Origin of the sequence: Hymenobacter armeniacus (assembly GCF_014699055.1) — a bacterium.
Lineage (GTDB): Bacteria > Bacteroidota > Bacteroidia > Cytophagales > Hymenobacteraceae > Hymenobacter > Hymenobacter armeniacus.
Window position 1 is genome coordinate 403843 of the sequence record NZ_JACXAC010000004.1, and the last position, 21300, is coordinate 425142.

17 protein-coding genes and 2 tRNA genes are annotated in these 21300 nt (G+C 62.5%); 9 read left to right on the plus strand and 10 right to left on the minus strand.

The window, feature by feature from the left end; genetic code table 11:
• The first annotated feature begins 80 nt into the window (after nucleotides 1–80).
• The gene (asnS, locus tag IC234_RS13200) at nucleotides 81–1475 is read left to right on the plus strand and encodes an asparagine--tRNA ligase (protein WP_190925349.1); all 1395 of its coding nucleotides are present in this window, start codon (nucleotides 81–83) and stop codon (nucleotides 1473–1475) included.
• 68 nt (nucleotides 1476–1543) lie between these two features.
• Here the strand turns inward: asnS and IC234_RS13205 are convergent, their stop codons facing one another.
• Together IC234_RS13205 and IC234_RS13210 are read right to left on the minus strand one after the other, a co-directional pair.
• The gene (locus IC234_RS13205; protein ID WP_190925351.1) at nucleotides 1544–2014 is read right to left on the minus strand and encodes a hypothetical protein; all 471 of its coding nucleotides are present in this window, start codon (nucleotides 2012–2014) and stop codon (nucleotides 1544–1546) included.
• Between the two features lie 118 nt (nucleotides 2015–2132).
• A complete protein-coding gene (locus tag IC234_RS13210) occupies nucleotides 2133–2552 on the minus strand; it encodes a hypothetical protein (protein WP_190925353.1) in 420 nt (139 codons plus the stop codon).
• A 262-nt stretch (nucleotides 2553–2814) separates the two neighbouring features.
• On the opposite strand from IC234_RS13210, the gene uvrA reads away from it, so the two are divergent.
• Together uvrA and IC234_RS13220 are read left to right on the plus strand one after the other, a co-directional pair.
• On the plus strand, nucleotides 2815–5850 hold the full coding sequence (gene uvrA, locus IC234_RS13215; RefSeq protein WP_223827667.1) for an excinuclease ABC subunit UvrA: 3036 nt from the start codon (nucleotides 2815–2817) through the stop codon (nucleotides 5848–5850).
• 69 nt (nucleotides 5851–5919) lie between these two features.
• A complete protein-coding gene (locus IC234_RS13220) occupies nucleotides 5920–6354 on the plus strand; it encodes a hypothetical protein (RefSeq protein WP_190925355.1) in 435 nt (144 codons plus the stop codon).
• A 7-nt stretch (nucleotides 6355–6361) separates the two neighbouring features.
• Here the strand turns inward: IC234_RS13220 and IC234_RS13225 are convergent, their stop codons facing one another.
• The 4 genes from IC234_RS13225 to IC234_RS13240 all read right to left on the minus strand — a co-directional run bounded on the left by IC234_RS13225 (nucleotide 6362) and on the right by IC234_RS13240 (nucleotide 9388).
• Nucleotides 6362–7048: a TMEM175 family protein gene (locus IC234_RS13225; protein WP_190925357.1), complete on the minus strand. Its 687-nt coding sequence runs from the start codon at nucleotides 7046–7048 to the stop codon at nucleotides 6362–6364.
• A gap of 117 nt (nucleotides 7049–7165) precedes the next feature.
• Entirely contained in the window at nucleotides 7166–7891 is a 726-nt protein-coding gene (locus IC234_RS13230; RefSeq protein WP_190925359.1) for a DUF4142 domain-containing protein, read from the minus strand.
• A 223-nt stretch (nucleotides 7892–8114) separates the two neighbouring features.
• The gene (locus IC234_RS13235; protein WP_190925362.1) at nucleotides 8115–8711 is read right to left on the minus strand and encodes a DUF4142 domain-containing protein; all 597 of its coding nucleotides are present in this window, start codon (nucleotides 8709–8711) and stop codon (nucleotides 8115–8117) included.
• Between the two features lie 74 nt (nucleotides 8712–8785).
• Nucleotides 8786–9388, minus strand: a complete 603-nt coding sequence (locus tag IC234_RS13240) for a DUF4142 domain-containing protein (RefSeq protein ID WP_190925364.1) — start codon at nucleotides 9386–9388, stop codon at nucleotides 8786–8788.
• Between the two features lie 192 nt (nucleotides 9389–9580).
• Between IC234_RS13240 and IC234_RS13245 the strand changes: the two genes are divergently transcribed.
• Complete coding sequence (locus IC234_RS13245) at nucleotides 9581–10435, plus strand: hypothetical protein (RefSeq protein WP_190925366.1); 855 nt, start codon at nucleotides 9581–9583, stop codon at nucleotides 10433–10435.
• 893 nt (nucleotides 10436–11328) lie between these two features.
• Nucleotides 11329–14076 (plus strand): T9SS type A sorting domain-containing protein, encoded by a 2748-nt coding sequence (locus IC234_RS13250; RefSeq protein ID WP_190925368.1) that lies wholly within the window; start codon nucleotides 11329–11331, stop codon nucleotides 14074–14076.
• 60 nt (nucleotides 14077–14136) lie between these two features.
• On the opposite strand, the gene IC234_RS13255 is transcribed toward IC234_RS13250, so the two are convergent.
• The 3 genes from IC234_RS13255 to queA form a co-directional block, all read right to left on the minus strand.
• Nucleotides 14137–14937 (minus strand): enoyl-CoA hydratase-related protein, encoded by an 801-nt coding sequence (locus IC234_RS13255; RefSeq protein WP_223827668.1) that lies wholly within the window; start codon nucleotides 14935–14937, stop codon nucleotides 14137–14139.
• Nucleotides 14938–15017: 80 nt separating this feature from the next.
• Nucleotides 15018–15749 (minus strand): 2-C-methyl-D-erythritol 4-phosphate cytidylyltransferase, encoded by a 732-nt coding sequence (locus tag IC234_RS13260; protein ID WP_190925372.1) that lies wholly within the window; start codon nucleotides 15747–15749, stop codon nucleotides 15018–15020.
• An 84-nt stretch (nucleotides 15750–15833) separates the two neighbouring features.
• Nucleotides 15834–16883 carry a tRNA preQ1(34) S-adenosylmethionine ribosyltransferase-isomerase QueA gene (gene queA, locus IC234_RS13265; protein ID WP_190925969.1) on the minus strand — a complete coding sequence of 350 codons (1050 nt, stop codon included), beginning with the start codon at nucleotides 16881–16883 and terminating at the stop codon, nucleotides 15834–15836.
• A gap of 258 nt (nucleotides 16884–17141) precedes the next feature.
• Between queA and IC234_RS13270 the strand changes: the two genes are divergently transcribed.
• Entirely contained in the window at nucleotides 17142–18401 is a 1260-nt protein-coding gene (locus tag IC234_RS13270) for an ABC transporter permease (protein WP_190925374.1), read from the plus strand.
• 78 nt (nucleotides 18402–18479) lie between these two features.
• Nucleotides 18480–19598, plus strand: coding sequence for a mechanosensitive ion channel family protein (locus IC234_RS13275; RefSeq protein WP_190925376.1), 1119 nt, complete (start codon nucleotides 18480–18482; stop codon nucleotides 19596–19598).
• A 171-nt stretch (nucleotides 19599–19769) separates the two neighbouring features.
• Here IC234_RS13275 and IC234_RS13280 read toward each other — a convergent pair whose 3' ends face one another.
• Nucleotides 19770–20663: a TerB family tellurite resistance protein gene (locus IC234_RS13280; protein ID WP_190925378.1), complete on the minus strand. Its 894-nt coding sequence runs from the start codon at nucleotides 20661–20663 to the stop codon at nucleotides 19770–19772.
• A 239-nt stretch (nucleotides 20664–20902) separates the two neighbouring features.
• On the opposite strand from IC234_RS13280, the gene IC234_RS13285 reads away from it, so the two are divergent.
• Together IC234_RS13285 and IC234_RS13290 are read left to right on the plus strand one after the other, a co-directional pair.
• A tRNA-Val gene (locus IC234_RS13285) sits at nucleotides 20903–20977 on the plus strand.
• Between the two features lie 100 nt (nucleotides 20978–21077).
• Nucleotides 21078–21152 (plus strand) — tRNA-Val (locus IC234_RS13290).
• Nucleotides 21153–21300 lie beyond the last annotated feature (148 nt).

Below are 21300 nucleotides of genomic sequence, written 5' to 3' on the forward strand. Positions count from 1 at the left end.
CGAACGTTGGGCATGGCGCGGACTCGCAGAGTCCACGCTACGGTTCTACCTTTGCCGATTCATCCGCTTCCCCGCAAGATATGTCCCTCAAACGGTCCACCGTCAAAGAGCTCCTGGCCAGCCAGGACCTCGACCGCGAAGTCCTCGTCAAAGGCTGGGTTCGCTCCCGCCGCGGCAACAAGTACGTGCAGTTCATCATCGTGAACGACGGCTCCACCATCCACACCATTCAGGCCGTGGCCGCCGCCGAGAACTTTCCGGAGGAAACCCTCAAAGACGTGAGCAACGGCGCCTGCGTGGCCATTCGGGGCCAGCTGGTGGCCTCGCAGGGCAAAGGCCAGGCGGTGGAAATTCAGGCCACCGAAATCACCGTGCTGGGCACGGCCGACGCCGAAACCTACCCGCTGCAGAAGAAAGCCACCTCGCTGGAGCACCTGCGCGAGATTGCCCACCTGCGCCCCCGCACCAACACTTTCGGGGCGGTGCTGCGCGTGCGCCACGCGCTGGCCTTTGCTATCCACGACTATTTCAACCGCCACGGGTTCTACTACGTGCACACGCCCATCATCACCGGCTCCGACGCCGAGGGCGCGGGCCAGATGTTCCGCGTGACCACGCTGCCGCCCGAGCACCCGCCCCGCACCGCCGACGGCTCGGTGGACTTCTCCGAAGACTTCTTCGGCAAGCAAACCAACCTCACCGTAAGCGGCCAGCTCGAAGGCGAGCTGGCGGCCATGGCCCTGGGCAGCATCTACACCTTCGGCCCCACCTTCCGGGCCGAAAACTCCAACACCGCCCGCCACCTAGCCGAGTTCTGGATGATTGAGCCCGAGGTGGCCTTCAACGAGCTCGAAGAAAACATGGACCTGGCCGAGGACTTCCTCCAAAGCCTGGTGCGCTACGCCCTCGAGCACTGCGCCGACGACCTGCAGTTCCTCAACGACCAGTACGACAAGGAGCTGCTGGGCCGCCTCAACTTTGTCATCGACAACGCCTTCCAGCGCCTCACCTACACCGAGGCCGTGGATATCCTGAAATCGGCCAAGCAGAAGTTTGAATTTCCCGTCGATTGGGGCACCGACCTGCAGAGCGAGCACGAGCGGTACCTGGTGGAGAAGCACTTCAAGAAGCCCGTCATCCTGACCAACTACCCGAAGGAAATCAAAGCCTTCTACATGAAGCTGGATGACGACGGCCGCACCGTGCGCGCCATGGACGTGCTGTTTCCCGGCATCGGCGAAATCATCGGCGGCTCGCAGCGCGAGGAGGATTACGCCAAGCTCACGACCCGCATGGCCGAAATGCACGTGCCCGCCGACGAGCTGGACTGGTACCTCGACACGCGCCGCTTTGGCACGGCCCCGCACGCCGGCTTCGGCCTGGGCTTCGAGCGCCTCGTGCTGTTCGTGACGGGCATGAGCAACATCCGCGACGTGATTCCCTTCCCGCGCTATCCCAAAAACGCGGCGTTTTAATTCTGCATTCTGGCACACAAAAAAGCCCCTGCTCGCTGGCAGGGGCTTTTTTGTGTCGGCACGGATGGCTAGTCGCGCCGGGAGCGGCCGCGGCCGTTGTTGTTGTCGTGGCCGTGGCCCCGGTTGTCCTCGTAGCGGCCTTGCTGGTAGCCGTCGCGGTAAGCGCGGCGCACCTGGCCCGGCGGAATGGCGCGGCGCGGCTGCACCACCACCACGCGGCGCGGGTACCGGTCCCGGTGGGCATTCACAAACACCCAAGGCTGGCGGCCCCGGTAGTCGAGAATGACCGGGTGAAAGGGGTAGGGGTCGTAGTAGCTGGGCGGCAGCGCCACCCATTGGCCGTTCTGGAACACGATGTACTGCTGGGCATACAGGTCGTAGTACCCATCAATCTCGGGAATGTAGTAGAACTGCGTGCCCTGCGGCACGGGCGGGCCCCAGGCGGGCGGGCCGTAGGTCTGGGCCTGGGCGGCGGGTGCCGCAGTGAGCACCAGCAGGCCCAGCAGCGCGGCGCACAAAAATTTAGGTAATGAGCTCATTGCGTTTGCAGAAAAAAAACAGTGTTAAGCCTGATTTGCAAGGAAAGTGCCAAACCTTATGACGCAACAAAGCCCCGCTTTCGGAGCGGGGCTTTGCCAATTAGCGAGCGGCGCGGGGCTAGTGTTTGCCTTTGCCGTGGCCTTTTCCATGGCCGTGGTCGTCGTGGTCATTGTAGCGGCGGTCGTCGTAGCGGCGGTCGTCACGATAGTAGCTGCCCATTTTCTTGGCTTGGCCGGGGGGAAGGCCGCCGTTGCTGGGGTTGGCGCGGTAGCCGTATTTTTTGGCCTGGCCGGGGGGCATGCCCTTGCGGTAGCGGCCGTCGCGGTACCGGTCGTCGGTGGGCACGCGGTCGACGATGACCGGGTTGGTGCCGCCGATGATGACCGTGGGCTGGGTCTGGGGTTGGGGTGCTGGCTGCGAAGCGGGCGCGTTTTTGTCGAGCCACGGCGGCAGCTTGACCTGGGCCTGGGCCGGAACTGCGCTCAGGGCCAACAGGCCAACCAAGGAAGCGCAGAGAATATTAGGGAGCTTTTTCATGAGACCGAGCAAAAAACAAGGGTGAACAACCTAGCATACGCAAGGACAGTGCCAGGCTGCGTCCTTGTACGCCATAAAAGTCCCGGCGTTGACATTTGCCGGGAGGCCGCCAGCGGCATCTGAAAAAACCGGGCACAAAAGTGCGCCCGTGGGTGTTGTTCGCCGACGCCCCGCCGACTGCCGGATTCCCGGCTGTGGATTTCACGTTAGCCTGCGGCAGGCGTTTCCCGTACTTTTGCAGAATTATTCGCTGCGTTCCTGAATGGCCAAAAAATCCACTGCTACCCCGGTTGCCCCCGCCCCCAAAGCCAAAGCTGCCGCTCCGAAAACTACGGTCAAAAACGGCGCTACCGCCGTTGCGGCCGATACGGCTGCTGCCGTGCGCGACATCGCCGAAATGCCGGCTGCCGGGCCCACCACTGGGCACGTGCACGGCCAGCTCAACGGGCACAGCCCCGCCTCGCAGCACCTCGAAGCGCCTTTCATTGAAGTGTACGGCGCCCGCGAGCACAACCTCAAAAACGTGAGCGTGCAGATTCCGCGCAACCGGCTGGTGGTGTTCACGGGCATCTCGGGCTCGGGCAAGTCGAGCTTGGCCTTCGATACCATCTACGCCGAGGGCCAGCGGCGCTACATGGAGACGTTTTCGGCCTACGCGCGCAGCTTCATGGGCGGGCTGGAGCGGCCCGACGTGGACAAGATTGAGGGCCTGTCGCCGGTTATCAGCATCGAGCAGAAAACCACCTCGCGCAACCCGCGCTCCACGGTGGGCACCATCACCGAGATTTACGACTTCCTGCGCCTGCTCTACGCCCGCACGGCCGAAGCCTTCAGCTACGCTACGGGCAAGAAGATGATTCGGCAGAGCGACGACCAGATTATCAACTACATCCTCAAGCACTTCGACGGCAAGAAGCTGGTGGTGCTGGCGCCGGTGGTGAAAGGCCGCAAGGGCCACTACCGCGAAGATTTCCAGAAGATTGCCAAGCTGGGCTTCGCCAAAGTGCGCGTCGACGGCGAGATTCTCGACATCACGCCCAAGATGCAGGTGGACCGCTACAAAATCCACGACATTGAAATCGTGATTGACCGGCTGGTGGTGAAGGAGGAGGACCGGTTTCGCCTCAGCGGCTCGGTGCAAAACGCCCTCACGCACGGCAAAGGCACCATGCTGGTGCTCGACCCCGACGCCAAAAAAGCCCAGCCGCAGTTCTTCTCGCGCTTTTTGATGGACCCGGCCACCGGCATCGCCTACGACGACCCGGCGCCCAATACGTTCTCCTTCAACTCGCCTTACGGCGCCTGCCCCACGTGCAACGGCCTGGGCGAGGTGCAGGAAATCACGGAAGACAGCGTGCTGCCCGACCGCAAGCTCAGCATTGCGCGCGGCGGCATCGCGCCGCTGGGCGAATTCCGCGACATCTGGATTTTTCAGCAGCTCTCGCTCATCCTCAAAAAGAACAAGGCTACGCTGAACACGCCGATTGAAAAGCTGCCCGAAGAGTTGCTCAAACGCCTGCTGCACGGCATTTCGGAAGACGAGGCCGACAGCGGCAAAGGCACTTTTACGGAGCCGTTCGAGGGCATTATTCCCTTCCTGCGGCGGCAGATGGATTCGGAGTCGGACAACATTCGGGAATGGATTGCGCAGTACGCGCAGGCCCAGCCCTGCCCGGAATGCCAGGGCTACCGCCTCAAAAAGGAGAGCCTGCACTTCAAGATGGACGGCAAGCACATCGGCGAACTGTCGGTGATGGACCTGAACGAGCTGGCTGGTTGGTTTGAAGGCCTGGAGAACCGTCTGACGGACCGCCAGAACGTGATTGCGCGCGAGCTGCTTAAGGAAATCCGCAAGCGCATCGGCTTTCTGCTAGAAGTGGGCCTCGACTACCTGAACCTGCACCGCCCGGTGCGCACGCTCAGCGGCGGCGAAAGCCAGCGCATCCGCCTCGCCACCCAGATTGGTACCCAGCTCGTGGGCGTGCTCTACATCATGGACGAGCCCAGCATCGGCCTGCACCAGCGCGATAACGAGCGGCTCATCAAGGCCCTGCAGCACCTGCGCGACATCGGCAACTCGGTGATTGTGGTGGAGCATGATAAGGACATGATTCTCAATGCCGACCACGTGCTCGACATTGGTCCCGGCGCGGGCATCCACGGCGGCCACATCGTGGCCTCGGGCACGCCGCAGGAGATTTTCAACTCGGGCTCGCTCACCTCACAGTACCTCAGCGGGCAAAAGCACATCGAGCTGCAAAAGAAAAAGCGCAAGGGCGAAGGCACTGAGCTGGTGCTGAAAGGCGCCAAGGGCAACAACCTGAAAAACGTGACCCTGAAAGTGCCGCTGGGCAAGCTGGTGGCCGTCACGGGCGTGTCGGGCTCGGGCAAGTCCACGCTCATCCACGACACGCTGTATCCCATTCTCAACCAGTACTTTTTCAATTCCAAGAAGGAGCCGCTGGCTTACGGCAGCATTGAGGGGCTGGATTTGGTAGATAAGGTGATTGAGGTGGACCAGTCGCCCATCGGCCGCACGCCGCGCTCGAACCCGGCCACTTATACCGGCGTGTTCACCGAAATCCGGCAGCTGTTTGGCGAGATGGCGGAGGCGAAAATCCGGGGCTACGGGCCGGGGCGCTTCTCCTTCAACGTGAAGGGCGGGCGCTGCGAAACCTGCGAGGGCGCGGGCATCCGCACCATCGAGATGAACTTCCTGCCCGACGTGCACGTGCCCTGCGAAACCTGCAAAGGCCGCCGCTATAACCGCGAAACGCTGGAAGTCCGCTTCAAAGGCAAGTCCATCACCGATGTGCTCGACATGACCGTGGAGAAGGCCGTAGAATTCTTCGAGTTCCAGCCCCGCATCTTGCGCAAAATCAAGACCCTGAACGACGTGGGCCTCGGCTACCTCACGCTGGGCCAGCAGGCCACCACGCTCTCGGGCGGCGAAGCCCAGCGCGTAAAGCTCGCCACCGAGCTCAGCAAAAAGGACACCGGCAAGACGTTCTACATTCTCGACGAGCCCACCACCGGCCTGCACTTCGAGGACATCAACCACCTCGCCGACGTGCTCCAGAAGCTGGCCGACAAGGGCAATACCGTCCTCATCATCGAGCACAACCTCGACCTGATTAAGGTAGCCGACCACGTCATCGACATCGGCCCCGAGGGCGGCGCGGGCGGCGGCACCATCGTGGCCCAGGGCACGCCCGAGCAGGTGGCCAAGGCCGGCAAGGGCCACACCGCCCGCTTCCTGGCCGAGGAGCTGCGCACCAGCAAGTACGCCACGGCCTAGCCCCAACCTGGTATGTTGCGAATGAGGCCGGCAAATGGTTATTTGCCGGCCTCATTTTGTTTTCATTCCATGCGTGCAATGCTATTGTTTCTGTTGCTGGCGGCCTTGAGCGCCGCCCATCCCGCCACGCCCCCGGCTGGCACCCGCTTCGAGGGCAAGTTCACCAACGGGCTCAAGGGCAACACCTTGAGCTTCGTGCTGGCGCCCGACGGCAAGACCATCAGCGACGTCACTTTCAAAGGCTATTGGCGCTGCGACGGCAAGCTGGAGATGCTGGGCGCCGCCGGCCCCACCAAAGGCACCTTTGCCGTGAGCAACGGCACCATTGCGGGCCGCATTTGTGAGCCACCGAATGGCGGAGCCACCGCGTGGTGCTTCGATTTGGGCGGCAAGATTGCGGGCAAAACCGCTACCGGCCGCTTCCGCATGAACATCAACGCCCTGCGCTGCGACTCCTACGAGCTGCAGTGGGAAGCCGTGGCCGTGGGGCCGGCCCGCAAGTAGCAACGGGTCAGGCGTGCGCCGCGTGGGTGGCGCCCATCTGCGCGGCATAGGCTTTTTCCAGGTGACGGCGGCGCCGACCGAAATAAAAGCCCAGCAGCGGGAACACAATGCCCGGAATAATGCGCAGCATCCACGGGTGCACAAAAAAGGCCAGCACGATGCTCACCCCAAACACCAGGGGCGTCATCATCGGGCGCACCAGGTCGAGGTCGGGGTGGCCACGTTCGTGGGCGGCCACCAGGCCGTGGCCCGGGTGCCGCAAATAGGTTTGGATGCGCGCCTGCAGCAGGCCCGTCGCAATGATATTGACGCTGTAGAGCACCCAGGGCGTGGCCAGCATGCCGTATTCGCTCTGGTAGGCCGTGGTGAAGGGCATGAGCACAATGCTCAGCAGAAACGCCATGTTCAGCCAAATCAGTGAGTTGTCGAGGTGCCGCACGAAACGGAAAATGCGGTGGTGGGCCGTCCAGTAAATGGCGATGATGAAGAAGCTGATGAGAAAGCCGATGAACTTCGGAATCAGCCGCAGCAGCGCGCTGGTGGCTTCGTGCTCGGTGCGGTGTTCCAACTCCGGCACTTTCAGCTCAATCACGAGCAGCGTGATGGCAATGGCAAACACCGCATCGGTGAACAGAATCAGGCGTTCCAGTTGAAACGCGTCGCGGTTGTGCTGGGCCTTCTCGTTGCCATCCATACAGTTGCCATCCGCCCAAAGGCAGATGCCGCAATATAGCATTTGCGCTGCATGAAAAAGCCGTCTCGGTTTCCCGAAACGGCTTTTTTGTGCGGTGATAGAACGATGAGCTGATGCCTACATCTTCATGTCGCTGCTCTTCATGGCCATGCCCAGGTGTTGCTCCACCACGGGCACGGTTTTGCCGATGAAAGCCTTCAGGTCAGGGTCCTGAGTCATTTTTTCGTGGGCGCGCATGGTGTTGGCCGTCTTCTGGTGGTCGGCCTGCATCTGCGAGATGTACTTGGCTTCGAACTCCTTGCCCGAGAGTTTTTCCATGGCCGGTTTCATGGCCTTGTGCTCGGCGTCCATGTCGGTGGGCAGGGTCACGCCTTTCTTGGCGGCAATGGCTTTCAGGTCGGCCGTCGACTTGGTGTGGTCGGCAATCATCTTGTTGGCCATGTCCTTGGCCATGCCGGTCACGCCCTTGGCCAGGGCCATTTTGCTTTGCTGAATCTCGTTCTGGTCGCTGTGGGCGGCCGTCATCATAAATTCTTTGTCGTCTTTGTGAGGGCCGGTGGGGCCGTTGGGGTCGCCCATGGCCTGGCCGCTGCTGGCCGATTCGGTGCCGTTCATGGCGCCGTTGCCATTGTCGCTTTTGGCCGAGCCGGCCGCGCCGGGCTGGTTTTCGGGTTTTTCGGAGCCGGCCGGCATGGTGGCCGACACGGTGTCGCCGCCCGTGGCCGAGCTGGTCATGGTGTTGTCGCTGGCGTTGCCGTTTTCGGCGCTGGCGCCTTTGTTATCGCCGCACGAGGCCAGCGCAAACAGGCCCGTGGCCAGCAAAGGAAAGAGGATGCGTTTCATGGAAGGGGAGTTGGATGTGGAAAGGAAGATGAGTCTGCCCCGGATACCCGGGAAGAGGCCCCGGGCAGGTGGAAGTGCAAGTAATACGGGGCGTTACGGGCAAGTTGTTGCGCGGCGGCCCGTATTTTATCCGCCGCGGTGGGGTAAGCAGAACCGTTGCCGGGCACAAAAAAAGCCCGCTTCGCAAAGCGGGCTTTCAGGCACTGCCGGTGGCGGGGCCGGGTTATTTGCGGGCATCCACGGCGGGCTTCATTTTGGTCACCATGTCGAGGTGCATTTGCAGCACGGGCACGTTCTTGGCCGCGAAGGCCTTGATGTCGGGGTCGGAGGCTTTGATGGAGGCGTCGGTGAATTCCTTCACGTCTTCCTGGTGGTCTTTCAGCATCTCCTTCAGGTATTCCTGGTCCATTTTGATGCCTTTTTCCTCGGTCACGTCCTTCAGCACCTTGGCGTGGTCGTCGCCGAGAACAGTGGGCAGGGTGATGTTCTTCTTGGTGGCCAGGGCCATCAGCTCGGCGTTCGATTTGGTGTGGTCCGACACCATTTGCTGCGCAAACTGCTTGGCTTCGGGCGTGAGGGCACGGGCGGCCACCTGCTTGCCCAGCTCCACTTCCAGCATGCCGCCGCTGGCAGCCTTGGTGAGGAATTCGGAGTCGTAGTTCATGTTTTTCTCTTCCAACTTGCCGGTTTCGGTGGCGGCCGTGGCGGTGTCGGCCTTGGCTTCGTTGGCTTGTTGGGCCTGCTTCACCGAGTCGTTGGAATTGCAGGCCGTGGCGTTGAGCAGCAGCGCGGTGCTGAGCAGCACAGGGAGATGTTTCATGGCGAGGAAAGGGTTGATGAATACGCAAAAAGCAAGCGCTGAGTGAAATGCAGATGAAGCGCCCCGCGCGGTCGCTAGGGCCGCTTGTCCACGGCGTCGGCCACGTCCTTGGCGCGGTCCAACAGTTCTTCCACCGCCGGGTGGTACTTGGCCGCAAAGCCGCGAATGTCGCCGTCGTAGGCGTCGTCCTTCATGTCGTCGAAAGCGTCCTCGTCCTGGCCCTGGGCTTTCACCAGCAGCGCCACGGCGCGCTTTTCGAATTCGGCGCCGGGCTGGGTGCTGGCCTCGTGGTAGGCGGCCTGCTCGTCGCCGCCCAGGGCCGGCGGCACGGCCAGCTTTTTGGTGGCCGCCAGCGCGCGCAGGGCCGTCAGCAACTCCAAGCGCTGCTGCACAACGGCGGCGCCGTAGGCCCGCGCGGCCGGCACCGTGGCCCGGGCCTGCAGCAGCTTGCCCAGCTCCACTTCCAGGAGCGAGCTGCTGGTGGCGCGCACCAGAAACTCGGCGTCGGCCTCCTGTTTTTCGGTGGTGTCGGCGGCGTCAATTTTCTGTTCGTTCTGCGCCGTTGCGGAGTTCACGGCGTCGTCGCTGCCCGAGGGCGAAGAGCAGCTCACGCCGAGCACCGGCAGGGCCAGGCCCAAAAAAAGCCGCCGCAGGGGCGCTAAAGCAAATGGCAGCATGAGCATGACGAACGGGTGGGGTGTAGTGGGCAAGTAGCAGTGGCCCGCTATACGAGGCCTTGTGGGTCAGGTTTTTTTAGGCCGCGACTGAACTTTTTTGGCAAGGCCTTTAAACTTGTACCCCCGCGGTTCTTCCAACCGGCCAAACACACAGTTCTCATCTCTAATATTCCTATTTTTCTCACCTTCGCCATGCGTACTTTTTCATTCCGCTCCCTCACGTTGGCCTGCCTGGCCAGCGGCCTGCTTCTCACCGCCGGCTGCAATCGGAAATCCGACGACGCCGCCCCCGACGACATCACCACCGCCGAAGACCGCAGCGAAGACAACATCGAAACCGCCATCAGCACCGATGCCATGAACCTGGCCGGCCCGGCCGATTTCAGCTCCACCGCTCCCGCCTTCGCTATTCCCGACGCCGACTTCCGCGCCCGCTTTGGCTCCTGCGCCACCCGCACCTACGACGCCCAGGCCCGCGTGCTGACCATTGACTTTGGCACCACCAACTGCCTGTGCGCCGACGGCCGCTACCGCCGCGGCCAGATTCGGGTGGCCTTCACCACCGATGTGCTCAAGCGCCGCGCCGGCGCCGTGGTGACTCGCGTCAACTACTTCGTGAACGACAACCAGCACACCGCCACCCGCACCTTCACCGACCTGGGCCAGGGCTCCTTCTCGGTCGACGTGACCGGCGCCAGCATCATCCGCGCCAACAACGGCGGCACCCACTCCTGGACCGCCAACTGGACCTTCACCCAAACGGCGGGCTACGGCACCGCCACCTTCGCCGACGACGTGTTCACGGTGACGGGCTCGGCCGCCGGCACCAACCGCAAAAGCGTGGGCTACACCACCACCATCGACACGAATAACCCCCTCATCAAGCGCGGCGACTGCCCCAAATACTACGTGCAAGGCAGCATGACCCTGACCAACACCAACGGCAAAACGCTGGTGCTGAACTACGACCCCAGCGGCACCCACGACTGCGACAAGATTGCCAGCGTGACCGTGAACGGCCGCACCCGCACCATCACCCTGCGGTAAGCCCGCCGTTGCCCGGCACCGGGCAGACGCTCCCTTCGACGCCCCCTCTAGGCAGCCACCCGCTGCGCTGGATGGGGCGTTTTGCATTGCTGCCATGCCACCTTTTGGGGACTATGTGATGCAGCCGTAACCAGTGGCCAGCCCGCTTCCCGTTTCGGCTGCCGAGGCGGGCTTTTTGCGGACTGCTGGCTTACGGCCGCCCGCTGGTCGTTTGCTATGCGACGACGACGACTGGCGTTACTGCGGCACTGCTACCGGCGCTTCTCCGCGCTGGCCCGCCGCCCCGTGGGGCGCCCGCGGCGCGTTGCTACCCGGTATTGCCGCGGAGTTTCCGCGACTTGGGCAACGAACAGGACCGCATAGGTGCTCGATTGTTGCCGCTTGCGCACTACTAGCTGCTTTTTGCAGGGCTCAAAGCCCAAATGGCAAATGTTTTTTCGCCTCAACGCACCGGTGCTGGCCTAGTTGTATTAGAATAAATCAGAAAAAAATTAAATTGTTTATTTATTATAAAGAAAAATATATACATTTAACTATTATTAGATTAATCGTAAAAGTTCCCCTGAAAAGGGCTGCGTTTGTGCTCCGCGTGCTGCCCATGCTCAACGGCAGTGATAGAATAGCAGGGCCGGCTTGAGCACCGGTCCCGCTGGGTGTGGTCTCCGCTTCTTGCACATTCTGCCCGGGAGTTTCTGCCCGTGGGGCTGCGTGTTGGCAAGTAGCCACCCTTACGAATGCATAGGGTTTTCCGAGCCACTGGCTTCGGAATGAGGCGTTGCTGCCTTGCCGTTTCTGGCCTCCTTTTGCCGTGGTTCCACCGAGGGCCTTGGCCGGCCGCCTTGCGGCCCTCTCACGATGCTGGCGTTAGTCGTTCACTCACAACACGCATTACCATGAACTTTTCTTATCGCACACTTCCCACCGGGCCCACCGCTTTCGGTGACCTGCGCCGCTTTCTGCAAGCTTTCAACGGGTTGGGCCGCGGCCTGCGGCCCGCGCTGCTCACGGCGTTGGTGCTGCTGAGCTGCCCCGCCTTTGCTCAAAATGCCGTGCCGCCGGGCGTGGTGCCGGTGCTCCTTCCCAATCCCCGGCCGACCGGCGCCACCACCGGCTTTGCCATCGACGGCGACCTCGCGGCCTACGACGGCGACGCCGCAGCCTATAGAAACGCCGGCGACTGGCTGCCCAACCCGCTAACCGCGGCCGGATACGGGGGCGCGTTGTCGGCGACGGGCGCCGCGCCGGTGGGGTCCAAGCGCATTATTCACAAAACCGACGCCTACGGCGCCACGGACGACATTTTTGCGGGCGGAAGCAAGATTGATTCTAACCCCAACACGTCGGTGACCTGGAAAACCGGTGGGCCAAATCCGTCCAAGAACGACATCAACAATGCCATGGTGTACATTGAGGAAGGCACGGCGTCGACGGGGGCCGGCATCGTCATTGGCGATACGTGGGTGACGATGGCCGGCGACCGCGCCACCAAAGAAGGCAACAGCTTTCTGGCGTTTCAATTTTTGCAAAAAACGCTTGTGCGCAACGCCGATGGCACCTTCACCAGTGCGGGCACCGACGGGGGCCGCACGGTGGGGGACGTGCAGGTCACGGCCGAGTTCGTGAACGGCGGCACGGTGCCCAACCTGTACTACGAAGAGTGGCGGCCGGCCGGCACCGGCTTCACGTGGGTGCAACTGGCCAACCCGCCCTCGGGCGCGGCCTTCGGCCGCACCAACGGGGTGGCGCTGACCAACGTGCCGTATGCACCGTTTGGGGGCACGCTTTACGAGGCCAACTTATTCGCGGAAGTGTCCGTCGACATTTCGGCCGTGTACCGGGGGGTGCAGACCACCTGCGTGGGCAAGATATCGACGCTGTGGGTGGTGACGAAGTCGTCGCAATCGTCGTCGGCAAACATGACGGATTTTGTGGAGCCCATTCCCCTGGACCTCAACATCAACGTGGTGGCCGATGCCGGGGCCGACAAAGCCATGTGCGCCGGCGGTTCGGCGAAAATTGGGGCTACGGCCGTGGCCGGCTACAGCTACGCGTGGTCGATTGGCAATGCGTCGCCGTTTGCCACCACGGCGGAAGTGACGGTAAGCCCGGCCGCTACTACTACATACAAGCTGACCGTGACCAAGATAGGCTCTACCTGCTCCTCGCCTCCCGATGAGGTGACCGTGACGGTAAACGGCAACCCGACGGCGCAGGCGGGCACCGCGCCGGCCGCCCAATGCGCCGCGGCGAGCAACACGTTCTCCTTGTCGGGCTCGGGCACCAATGGCACGCCTTCGTGGGCCGTGTTCAACAACCCCAGCAGCCTTTCCGTGAACATCACCGGTGGCGACACCTACACGCCGAGTGTGGCCGTGAGCGGGGGCAGCGGCACCGTGACGCTGCGCTTGACCGTGACCAGCAACGCCACGCCGTCTTGCGGCACGGCCACCAGCGACGTGGCCGTGACCGTCAACCCCAACCCCACTGCCGGCGCCGGCACAGCGCCAGCCGCCCAGTGCGCCGCCTTGGTGGGCAACACCTTCTCGCTGAGCGGCACGGCCACGAACGGCACCCCCTTGTGGACGGTTTTCAGCAACCCCAGCAGCCTTGCCGTGACCATCACCGGCGAAACCTCCCTGACGCCGAGCGTGGCCGTGAGCGGGGGCAGCGGCGTCGTCACGCTGCGCCTGACCGTGACCAGCACGGCCAACCCCGTGTGCACCGCCGCCACCAGCAACGTGGCCGTGACCGTCAACCCCAACCCGACGGCGCAGGCGGGCACCGCGCCCGCCGCTCAATGCCTAAGCGCCAACGGCAACACGTTCTCCTTGTCGGGTTCGGGCACCAATGGCACGCCTTCGTGGGCCGTGTTCAACAACCCCAGCAGCCTTTCCGTGAACATCACCGGTGGCGACACCTACACGCCGAGCGTGGCCGTGAGCGGGGGCAGCGGCACCGTGACGTTGCGCCTGACCGTGACCAGCAACGCCACGCCGTCTTGCGGCACGGCCACCAGCGACGTGGCCGTGACCGTGAACGCGAAACCCGCCGGGCCCACCGTCACCGTGCAGGAGGCTTCCTTGTGCGGCGCGCTCACGGCGCCCACCCTCACGGTGTGCAACCCCGTGGCGGGAACCACCTACCGCGTGACCGAAACCGACGGCACCAATCCCCAAACCGCGACGTACAGCGCGGGCCCGCTGGTATTCGTGATGCGGGCCGGCAAAGGGTTTAGCATCACGGCCACGGCCTCGGCCGCCGCGGGCGGGTGCATCTCGGCCGCCACGGTTTGCGGCGGCCAAGCCGAATCCTGTCCCGCCCCCCCGGCCATCCGGTCGGCCTCGGTTGAGCCCACCACCATTCCATCTGCTTTGCAAGGAAGCATTCAAACCGAAGCTTACCCCAATCCCACCACCCGCGACGCCACCATCAATTTCACGGTGCCAACGTCGGGGCACGTGGTGGTGCAGCTCTACAACGCCATTGGCGTGCCCGTGGCCACCCTTTTCGATGGCCAAGTGGTGGGCGGCGAAACCCGAACCCTTCAGCTAAAAGGGGCACAGTTGGCTGCCGGCACCTACACCTACCGCGTGATGGCCAACGGCAAAGCCAAGACCAACCGCGTGAGCCTCGTCAGGTGAGGCGCTGGTACAGGTTGTAAAAAGGCCCGTTCACACCTGTGAGCGGGCCTTTGGCAATGGTCATTGGCCCGTGAACACCGGCTTGCGCTTCTCCCCAAAGGCTTTCACGCCTTCGAGGTAGTCTGCTGATTCGCCGGCAATCTGCTGGCAATGGGCTTCGTAGTCCAGCATCTCGTCCAGGGTGGCGGCGCCGGATTTGTTCAGCATTTGCTTAATGAGGCCAATGGATTTGGTGGGCGCCGAGGCGTAGCGAGCTGCCAGTGCATAGGCAGCTTCGTCGAGTTGCTCGGCCGGCACCACCTGGTTGACCAGGCCCAGGCGCAAGGCTTCGTCGGCCGGCACTTTCGAGCCCAGGCTGCACAGCTCAAAGGCCTTGAGCGTGCCCACCAGCCGCGGCAAAAACCACGACGAGCCCGAGTCCGGCACCAGCCCAATGTTGATGAACACCTCAATTAAGGAAGCTTCGCTGCTGGCCACAATGGCGTCGCAGGCCAGCGCCAGCGAGCAGCCCGCGCCCGCCGCCACCCCGTTGAGTCGGCAAATGATGGGTTTGGGCAGCCCGCGCATGGCCCGGATGATGGGGTTGTAGCGCTGGTGCAGCGAGTCGTAGAAGGAGCGGGGCTTGCCTTCGGCGGCCGCGGCTTCTTGCGCCGCCTTCAGGTCCTGGCCCGAGCAGAAGGCCCGGCCGGCGCCCGTGAGCACCACGGCCCGCACGGCGGCATCGCGCCCCACTTGCTTCAGGGCATCCTGCAGCTCGTAGCTCATGGGGTCGTTGAAGGCGTTGAACACCTCCGGACGGTTCAGGGTGATGGTGGCGACGCCGTTGGGGCGCACGTCGTAAAGCAGGCTGGTGTAAGTCAATGGGTGAATAGTGAGTGGGTGAATGGGTGAATGCAAAATAAGGTCCTGCAATTTTCTCATTCGCCCATTCACCCACTCACTCATTCACCCAGTAAAAAAAGCGCCTCGGCCACCACCAGGTCTTCCGGCGTCGTGATTTTGAGGTTGCGGTAGTCGCCGTCCACCAGCTGCACGCGGCACAGGTCGTCCACCACCGTGGCGTCGTCGGTGAAAGAGGCCAGCTCGGGCATGGCGTAGGCGCGGCGCAGGAGGTCAATTTCAAACGTCTGGGGCGTTTGCATCAGGCGCAGGCGACTGCGGTTCTGGGCCGCCGAGCCGTGTTGCGACACCAGCCGCACCGAGTCTTTGGGCACGACGGCGGCGGCGGCGGCGGCGTGGGTGGCCGCGGCGGCGTAAGTGCGCTCCACCACCTGGCGCGACACCAGCGGGCGCACGCCGTCGTGCACGGCCACCAGCCCCTCCGGATGCTCGCTCAGCGCGGCCAGGCCCGCCTTCACCGAGGCCCAGCGCGTGGCCCCGCCCGCCACCAGCCGGTGCGGAATGTCAATACTGAACTGCGCGCACAGCGCCTGCCAGGTATCGAATTGGTCGGCGGGCAGCACCAGCACAATCTCCTGCACGCCCAGCGCCGGCTCGGCAAAGCGGCGCAGGGTGTGCAGCAACACGGGCTCGCCGCGCAGCAGCAGGAACTGCTTGGGGCGGTTGGCGCCCATGCGGGTGCCGCTGCCGCCCGCCACCAGAATGGCGAGCCGCGGCGCCTGAGGGCCGGGAAGTTCGGGGGCTTGGCGCTTGGGAAGGGTAGGGGCTTTCATTGGCGCGAAGTTCTGTTAAAAAAAGAACGCCGGAACCCCTGACAAGGAATTCCGGCGTTCGCGAAGCCCGACGGCTTGAACTGCTTACAGAATCAGCATGGCGTCGCCGTAGCTGAAAAACTTGTACTTCTCTTTAATGGCTTCCTTGTAGGCTTCCATCAGCAGCGGGTAGCCGGCGAAGGCCGAGGCCAGCATGATGAGCGTGCTCTCCGGCATGTGGAAGTTGGTGAGCATGCAGTTGGCGATTTTGAAATCGTGGGGCGGGAAGATGAACCGGTCAATCCAGCCCTGGGTGGGCTTCATGCGGGCATTGGCCGACACCGACGCCTCCATGGCGCGGATGGTGGTGGTGCCCACGGCGCACACCTTCTTCTTAGCGTCGAGGGCCTTGTTCACTACCTCGCAGGCCGGAGCCGTCACGATGAAGTTCTCCGAGTCCATCTTGTGCTTGGTCAGGTCTTCCACGTCCACGGTGCGGAAGGTGCCCAGGCCCACGTGCAGCGTCACAAACGCCGGCTCCACGCCCTTGATTTCCATGCGCTTCATCACCTCGCGGGTGAAGTGCAGGCCGGCCGAGGGGGCCGCCACCGCGCCGATGTGCTCGGCGTAGATGGTCTGGTACCGCTCCTTGTCGGCGGGCTCGGTTTCGCGGTTAATGACTTCTTTCGGAATCGGGGTTTCGCCCAGCTCGTAGAGCGCCTTGCGGAATTCCTCGTCGGTGCCATCAAACAGGAATTTGATGGTGCGGCCGCGCGAGGTGGTGTTGTCAATCACCTCGGCCACCATGTCCGACTCGCCGAAGTACAGCTTGTTGCCCACCCGGATTTTGCGGGCGGGGTCCACCAGCACGTCCCACAGGCGCAGCTCCTTGTTCAGCTCGCGCAGCAGGAACACTTCAATCTTGGCGCCGGTTTTTTCTTTGTTGCCGTAGAGGCGGGCCGGAAACACTTTGGTGTCGTTGAACACCAACACGTCGCCCTCGTTGAAATAATCGAGAATATCTTTGAAGTTGCGGTGCTCAATTTGGCCGGTGGCGCGGTGCACCACCATCAGGCGGCTCTCGTCGCGGTTGCGGGCCGGGTGCATGGCCACCAGCTCCTCGGGGAGTTCAAATTTGAACTCGTGCAATTTCATCGCCATAGGGCAGTATTTGGGGGAAGTTACGGAAATTTGGGGAGGCAAAAGTACGGCTTTTTCCGGGAGAATCTACTTTTTAGTGCGCGCGCCGTTGCCGGGCGTGCTTTCACCGTCAGCAACTTCCCCGTGGGTTTCCGTCTTTTGAGTTCGTAAAGCCGCTTTATGGGAAAGCGCCGCCGTTGGCGAAAATGTTCCGTTGCACTTTTGCAGTTGCTGCCCGTTGCGCTCCACCTTTTCTGCACCCGTCTCTTTCTCATGCTAGCCCTGCGCCTCACCTTCGAAAGCTTTCGCTTCGCCCTCGACGCCCTCAAAGCCAATTTGTTGCGCACCATTCTGTCGCTGCTGGGCGTCACGGTGGGCATTTTTTCCATCATCGCCGTCTTCACCGTCGTCGACTCACTGGAAGCCAGCATTCGCCACAGCATGGACTTTGTGGGCGACAAAGTGATTTACGTGGCCAAATGGCCCTGGACCTTTGGGCCCGATTACCCGTGGTGGAAGTACGTGAAGCGCCCGGTGCCCAACCTGCGCGAGTTTCAGGCGCTGCAGCGGCAGCTGGGCCCCAACCACAAGGGCGTGGCCATTTTTGCCGCCAATGGCAGCAACACCCTCACGGCTGGCTCCAATTCGGTGGGCGACTGCGCCGTGCAAGGCATCAGCTACGAGTACCGGATAGTGAGCAACGTGCCCATTGCCGAAGGCCGCTATTTCACCAATCTGGAAATGGACGCCGCCCGGCCGGTGGCCATCATCGGGGCCACCATCGCCGAAAACCTTTTCCCGCAGGGCGGCGCTGTGGGCCGCGAATTCAAGGTGCGGGGCCAAAAATTCATCGTCATCGGCGTGATGGAAAAGGAGGGCAAAAAGATTCTTGACACGCCTAGCAACGACTCCAACTGCCTGATACCGTTCTCCATGTTTACCAAAATGTTCGCCCTGAGCACGAACGGAATGGGCGGGCCGAGTGCCTCGCTGGGCGTGAAAGGCCGCGACGACGACCCGGGCCTCATGGACTTGGAGTACGAAATGCGCGGCGTGATGCGCAACATTCGCGGCCTCAAGCCCCGCGAGGAAGACAACTTTGCGCTGAACCGGCCTGAGATGTTTGCTTCCGTCATCAGCACGCTGTTCAGCCGCATCGGCGTGATTGGGGCCATCATTGGCGGGCTGGCCACGCTGGTGGGCGGCTTCGGCATTGCCAACATCATGTTTGTGTCGGTGCGCGAGCGCACCAACATCATCGGCATTCAGAAGTCGCTGGGGGCGAAGAATTTCTTCATTCTGTTTCAGTTTCTGTTCGAGGCCATTTGCCTGTGCCTCATCGGGGGCGGAGCGGGCCTTTTCCTGGTCTGGCTCATTACCCTGCTTCCGCAGGACGCCTTGCCGCTCACCATGTCGGCCGCCCGCATTGTGCTGGGCCTGCTCATTTCGGTGGCCATTGGGGTGGTGGCCGGCATTGTGCCCGCCGCCGTGGCCGCCAACCTCGACCCGGTTATTGCCATTCGGGCCAAGTAGGAGCCGCCGGCCCGGCCAGCGGGCCCAACAAGGCGGCGCGAAGTTGCGTCTTACCGGCGTTCACCATTGCTTTTGTTAATGACGTTTCCTCCTTTTCTGCACCGCGAAGTGCTGGGCAATGCCCTGAGCCAATACCTCATTGCGGCGCTCATTCTGCTGGTGGGGGCGGGCCTGCGCCAGCTGCTGTCGCGCCTGCTCAGCAAAGTGCTGTTTCGGCTCACCAAGCGCTACACGGCCGGCGTGACGGAGCGCGAGCTCCACGATTTGCTCATTCAGCCGCTGTCGGTGCTGTTCCTGCTGGCCACGCTGTACCTCGCGTTTAGCGTGCTGCGCTACCCCTTGCCGCCCGATGCCGTGCCCGGCGTGGAGCCCTGGCCCAAGGTGGCGCTGCTGCGCTTGTTCCTGCTCGGCGTCATTGCCACCATCACCTGGGTGGCGCTGCGCCTGGTCGATTTTGCCCTGCTGGTGGTGCAGCGCCGGGGCGAGCTGCGCGAAACCCCGGCCATTCGGCGGCTCGACCATCAGTTTTTGCCCTTTGCGAAAGACTTGCTCAAAGTGCTGGTCATCATCATTGGGCTGATGGTGGTGCTGGGCGAGGTGTTTGGGGTGAACGTGACGGCCCTGATTGGCGGCCTGGGCATTGGGGGGCTGGCGGTGGCCTTTGCCGCCAAGGAAAGCCTGGAGAATCTCATTGCCTCGTTCACCATCTTCCTCGACCAGCCCTTCGGCGTGGGCGACCTCGTGACGGCCGGCGACGTGAGCGGCACCGTCGAGAAGATTGGCTTTCGCAGCACCCGCCTGCGCACCGCCGAGAAAAGCTACGTGACCGTGCCCAACAAAAGCATGATTGACAAGCCCCTCGACAACCTCTCGCTGCGCACTTCGCGCCGGGTGGGCTTCACGCTCGTGTTCGACCAGAAAACCACCAGCGCCCAGCTCCACGCCATCATCGCCGGCTCGCTGGAAGCCATGCAGGCCCACCCCCTCGTCACGCAGGACGTGCAAATGAAGTTCAACGCCCTCACGCCCGCCGGCAAGGAGGTCACGGTGCAATACTTCGTGGATACCACCAGCTACGATGAATACCTCAACGTGAAGGAAGACCTCAACTACCGCATCATTGAAGTGGTGGAGCAGTACGGCGGTGCGTTTGCGGGCACGGCCCCCGCGCCCGCGCCGGTGGCCGGTAAAGTCTGAGCCACGGATTCGGGCGGATTTATTGGATTTCGCGGATTTTGTGGACGGCGCCAGCGGACGGCCGAAGGTTACTAAAAAAGGCCACTCCGACGAGTGGCCTTTTTGCATGTAGAGAAGTAGGGTATCCGTCCACAAAATCCGAAAAATCCGCCCGAATCCGTGGCTCAGACTTTACCGGCCGCCGAACAGGCCGCCGAGCATGCCGCCCAGGCTGCTGCCGCCCAACAGGCCACCCAGGCCGCCGCCGCCCGCGCTGGCCGGCTGCGAGTTGGGACGTCCGCCCAGGCCGCCAAGGATGGACATCATCGAGCCCAAGCCGCCGCTGCCAATGGCCGAGCCCTGCTGCGGATAGTTGGCAGCCTGGCCGCCGCCCATCAGGCCGCCCAGCATGCCGCCGCCCAGCAGCCCGCCGAGCATGCCACCCAAGCCGCTGTGGGCCGCACCGCCCAGCAGGCCGCCCAGGGTGCCGCCGCCGCCCATGCCGCCCATCAGCCCGCCGCCTTGGCTCTGGTTGTTGCCGCCGCTCATCACGCGCGAAATCACCATGGGGGCCACCACGCCGAGCAGGCCGGTCATGAGGGCCGTTTTGGGAATGCCAGCACTGGAGAGCTTGTCCCCAATGCGGTCGAAAAAGCCTTGTTTGGCGGGGTCTTGTGGGTCGTGAGCCACGGTAGCGGCTTGGTCAACCACCGTTTCGAGGGTTTGCTTCTGCTCGGGGTTGATGCCCAGGTACTGCGACATTTTGCCAATCATGGCTTCTTCGTCGTTGGCGTAAGCACCGTCGGCGCGGGCGAAGCTGATGAGGTCGGTGATGAGGGAAAAGCGCAGGTCGCTGCTTTTGAGCGCGTCCAGATTCTGCTGAATGGTTTGGTTGGTGGCGTCCTGCGCGGCGGCCAGCACCTGCTGCGTGGCCCCGCCCGAGAGGCCCGCCTGCTGAGCCATGGCCTGCAGAAACTGGGTTTCAGCTCCTGAGGCTTGGCGGTCGGCGGTGGCGAGGCTGGCAATGGCGCTCAGGTAAGCGGTTTTCTCCGCTTCGGAATAGTTTTGGAGGAGTTGGGTGTCCATGAGAAAGAAAGGTTGGTTGGTGAGCGATTTCGGAACCTTAACGGGAGCGGCCCGAATACGTTGCTTGCCAACTAGCGGCTGCCAGCGCGTATTTTTTGCCTTTCCGCCGCAAAAATTCTTGGCCTGAAAATGAAGTCATTGCTGCATGCAGCGGCAAAATTCTGTGCCCTAAAGCAGAATTTCGTTTGGAGCTTCCGAAAACACCTCCCATCTTTGCAATCCCAAACGGGAATACCCACGGGGGATTAGCTCAGCTGGTTCAGAGCATCTGCCTTACAAGCAGAGGGTCGTAGGTTCGAACCCTACATCCCCCACACTAAAAGACAGCCACTTAGCTGCAAAGCCAGGTGGCTGTTTTGATTTGAATTACACGTTAGATTACACAGGTGCGATTGGCACTCGTGCTTGGTCATTGGGAGGTTAGCTCAGTTGGTTCAGAGCGCTGCTTTCACACAGCAGAGGTCGAAGGTTCGAGCCCTTTACTTCCCACATCCATCAACAGCCACCTAGCTTCATTGCGGGGTGGCTGTTTTGCTTTTGGGTTAAGCGACAGTTTAAATTTTGTGGGCCATATGTACGGTTGGTTGTGCGCCAGGTTCATTGCGTTGAATCCTCAACCAAGCTAGTCACAGGCTTC

Coding starts and splice junctions, on each gene's coding strand:
- IC234_RS13235 (WP_190925362.1), bottom strand. CDS start 8,711: ATGAAACATCTCCCTGTGCTGCTCAGCACCGCGCTGCTGCTCAACGCC.
- uvrA (WP_223827667.1), top strand. CDS start 2,815: ATGGCCAAAAAATCCACTGCTACCCCGGTTGCCCCCGCCCCCAAAGCC.
- IC234_RS13250 (WP_190925368.1), top strand. CDS start 11,329: ATGAACTTTTCTTATCGCACACTTCCCACCGGGCCCACCGCTTTCGGT.
- IC234_RS13260 (WP_190925372.1), bottom strand. CDS start 15,749: ATGAAAGCCCCTACCCTTCCCAAGCGCCAAGCCCCCGAACTTCCCGGC.
- asnS (WP_190925349.1), top strand. CDS start 81: ATGTCCCTCAAACGGTCCACCGTCAAAGAGCTCCTGGCCAGCCAGGAC.
- IC234_RS13210 (WP_190925353.1), bottom strand. CDS start 2,552: ATGAAAAAGCTCCCTAATATTCTCTGCGCTTCCTTGGTTGGCCTGTTG.
- IC234_RS13225 (WP_190925357.1), bottom strand. CDS start 7,048: ATGGATGGCAACGAGAAGGCCCAGCACAACCGCGACGCGTTTCAACTG.
- IC234_RS13230 (WP_190925359.1), bottom strand. CDS start 7,891: ATGAAACGCATCCTCTTTCCTTTGCTGGCCACGGGCCTGTTTGCGCTG.
- IC234_RS13270 (WP_190925374.1), top strand. CDS start 17,142: ATGCTAGCCCTGCGCCTCACCTTCGAAAGCTTTCGCTTCGCCCTCGAC.
- IC234_RS13240 (WP_190925364.1), bottom strand. CDS start 9,388: ATGCTGCCATTTGCTTTAGCGCCCCTGCGGCGGCTTTTTTTGGGCCTG.
- IC234_RS13275 (WP_190925376.1), top strand. CDS start 18,480: ATGACGTTTCCTCCTTTTCTGCACCGCGAAGTGCTGGGCAATGCCCTG.
- IC234_RS13205 (WP_190925351.1), bottom strand. CDS start 2,014: ATGAGCTCATTACCTAAATTTTTGTGCGCCGCGCTGCTGGGCCTGCTG.
- IC234_RS13245 (WP_190925366.1), top strand. CDS start 9,581: ATGCGTACTTTTTCATTCCGCTCCCTCACGTTGGCCTGCCTGGCCAGC.
- IC234_RS13220 (WP_190925355.1), top strand. CDS start 5,920: ATGCGTGCAATGCTATTGTTTCTGTTGCTGGCGGCCTTGAGCGCCGCC.
- queA (WP_190925969.1), bottom strand. CDS start 16,883: ATGAAATTGCACGAGTTCAAATTTGAACTCCCCGAGGAGCTGGTGGCC.
- IC234_RS13280 (WP_190925378.1), bottom strand. CDS start 20,663: ATGGACACCCAACTCCTCCAAAACTATTCCGAAGCGGAGAAAACCGCT.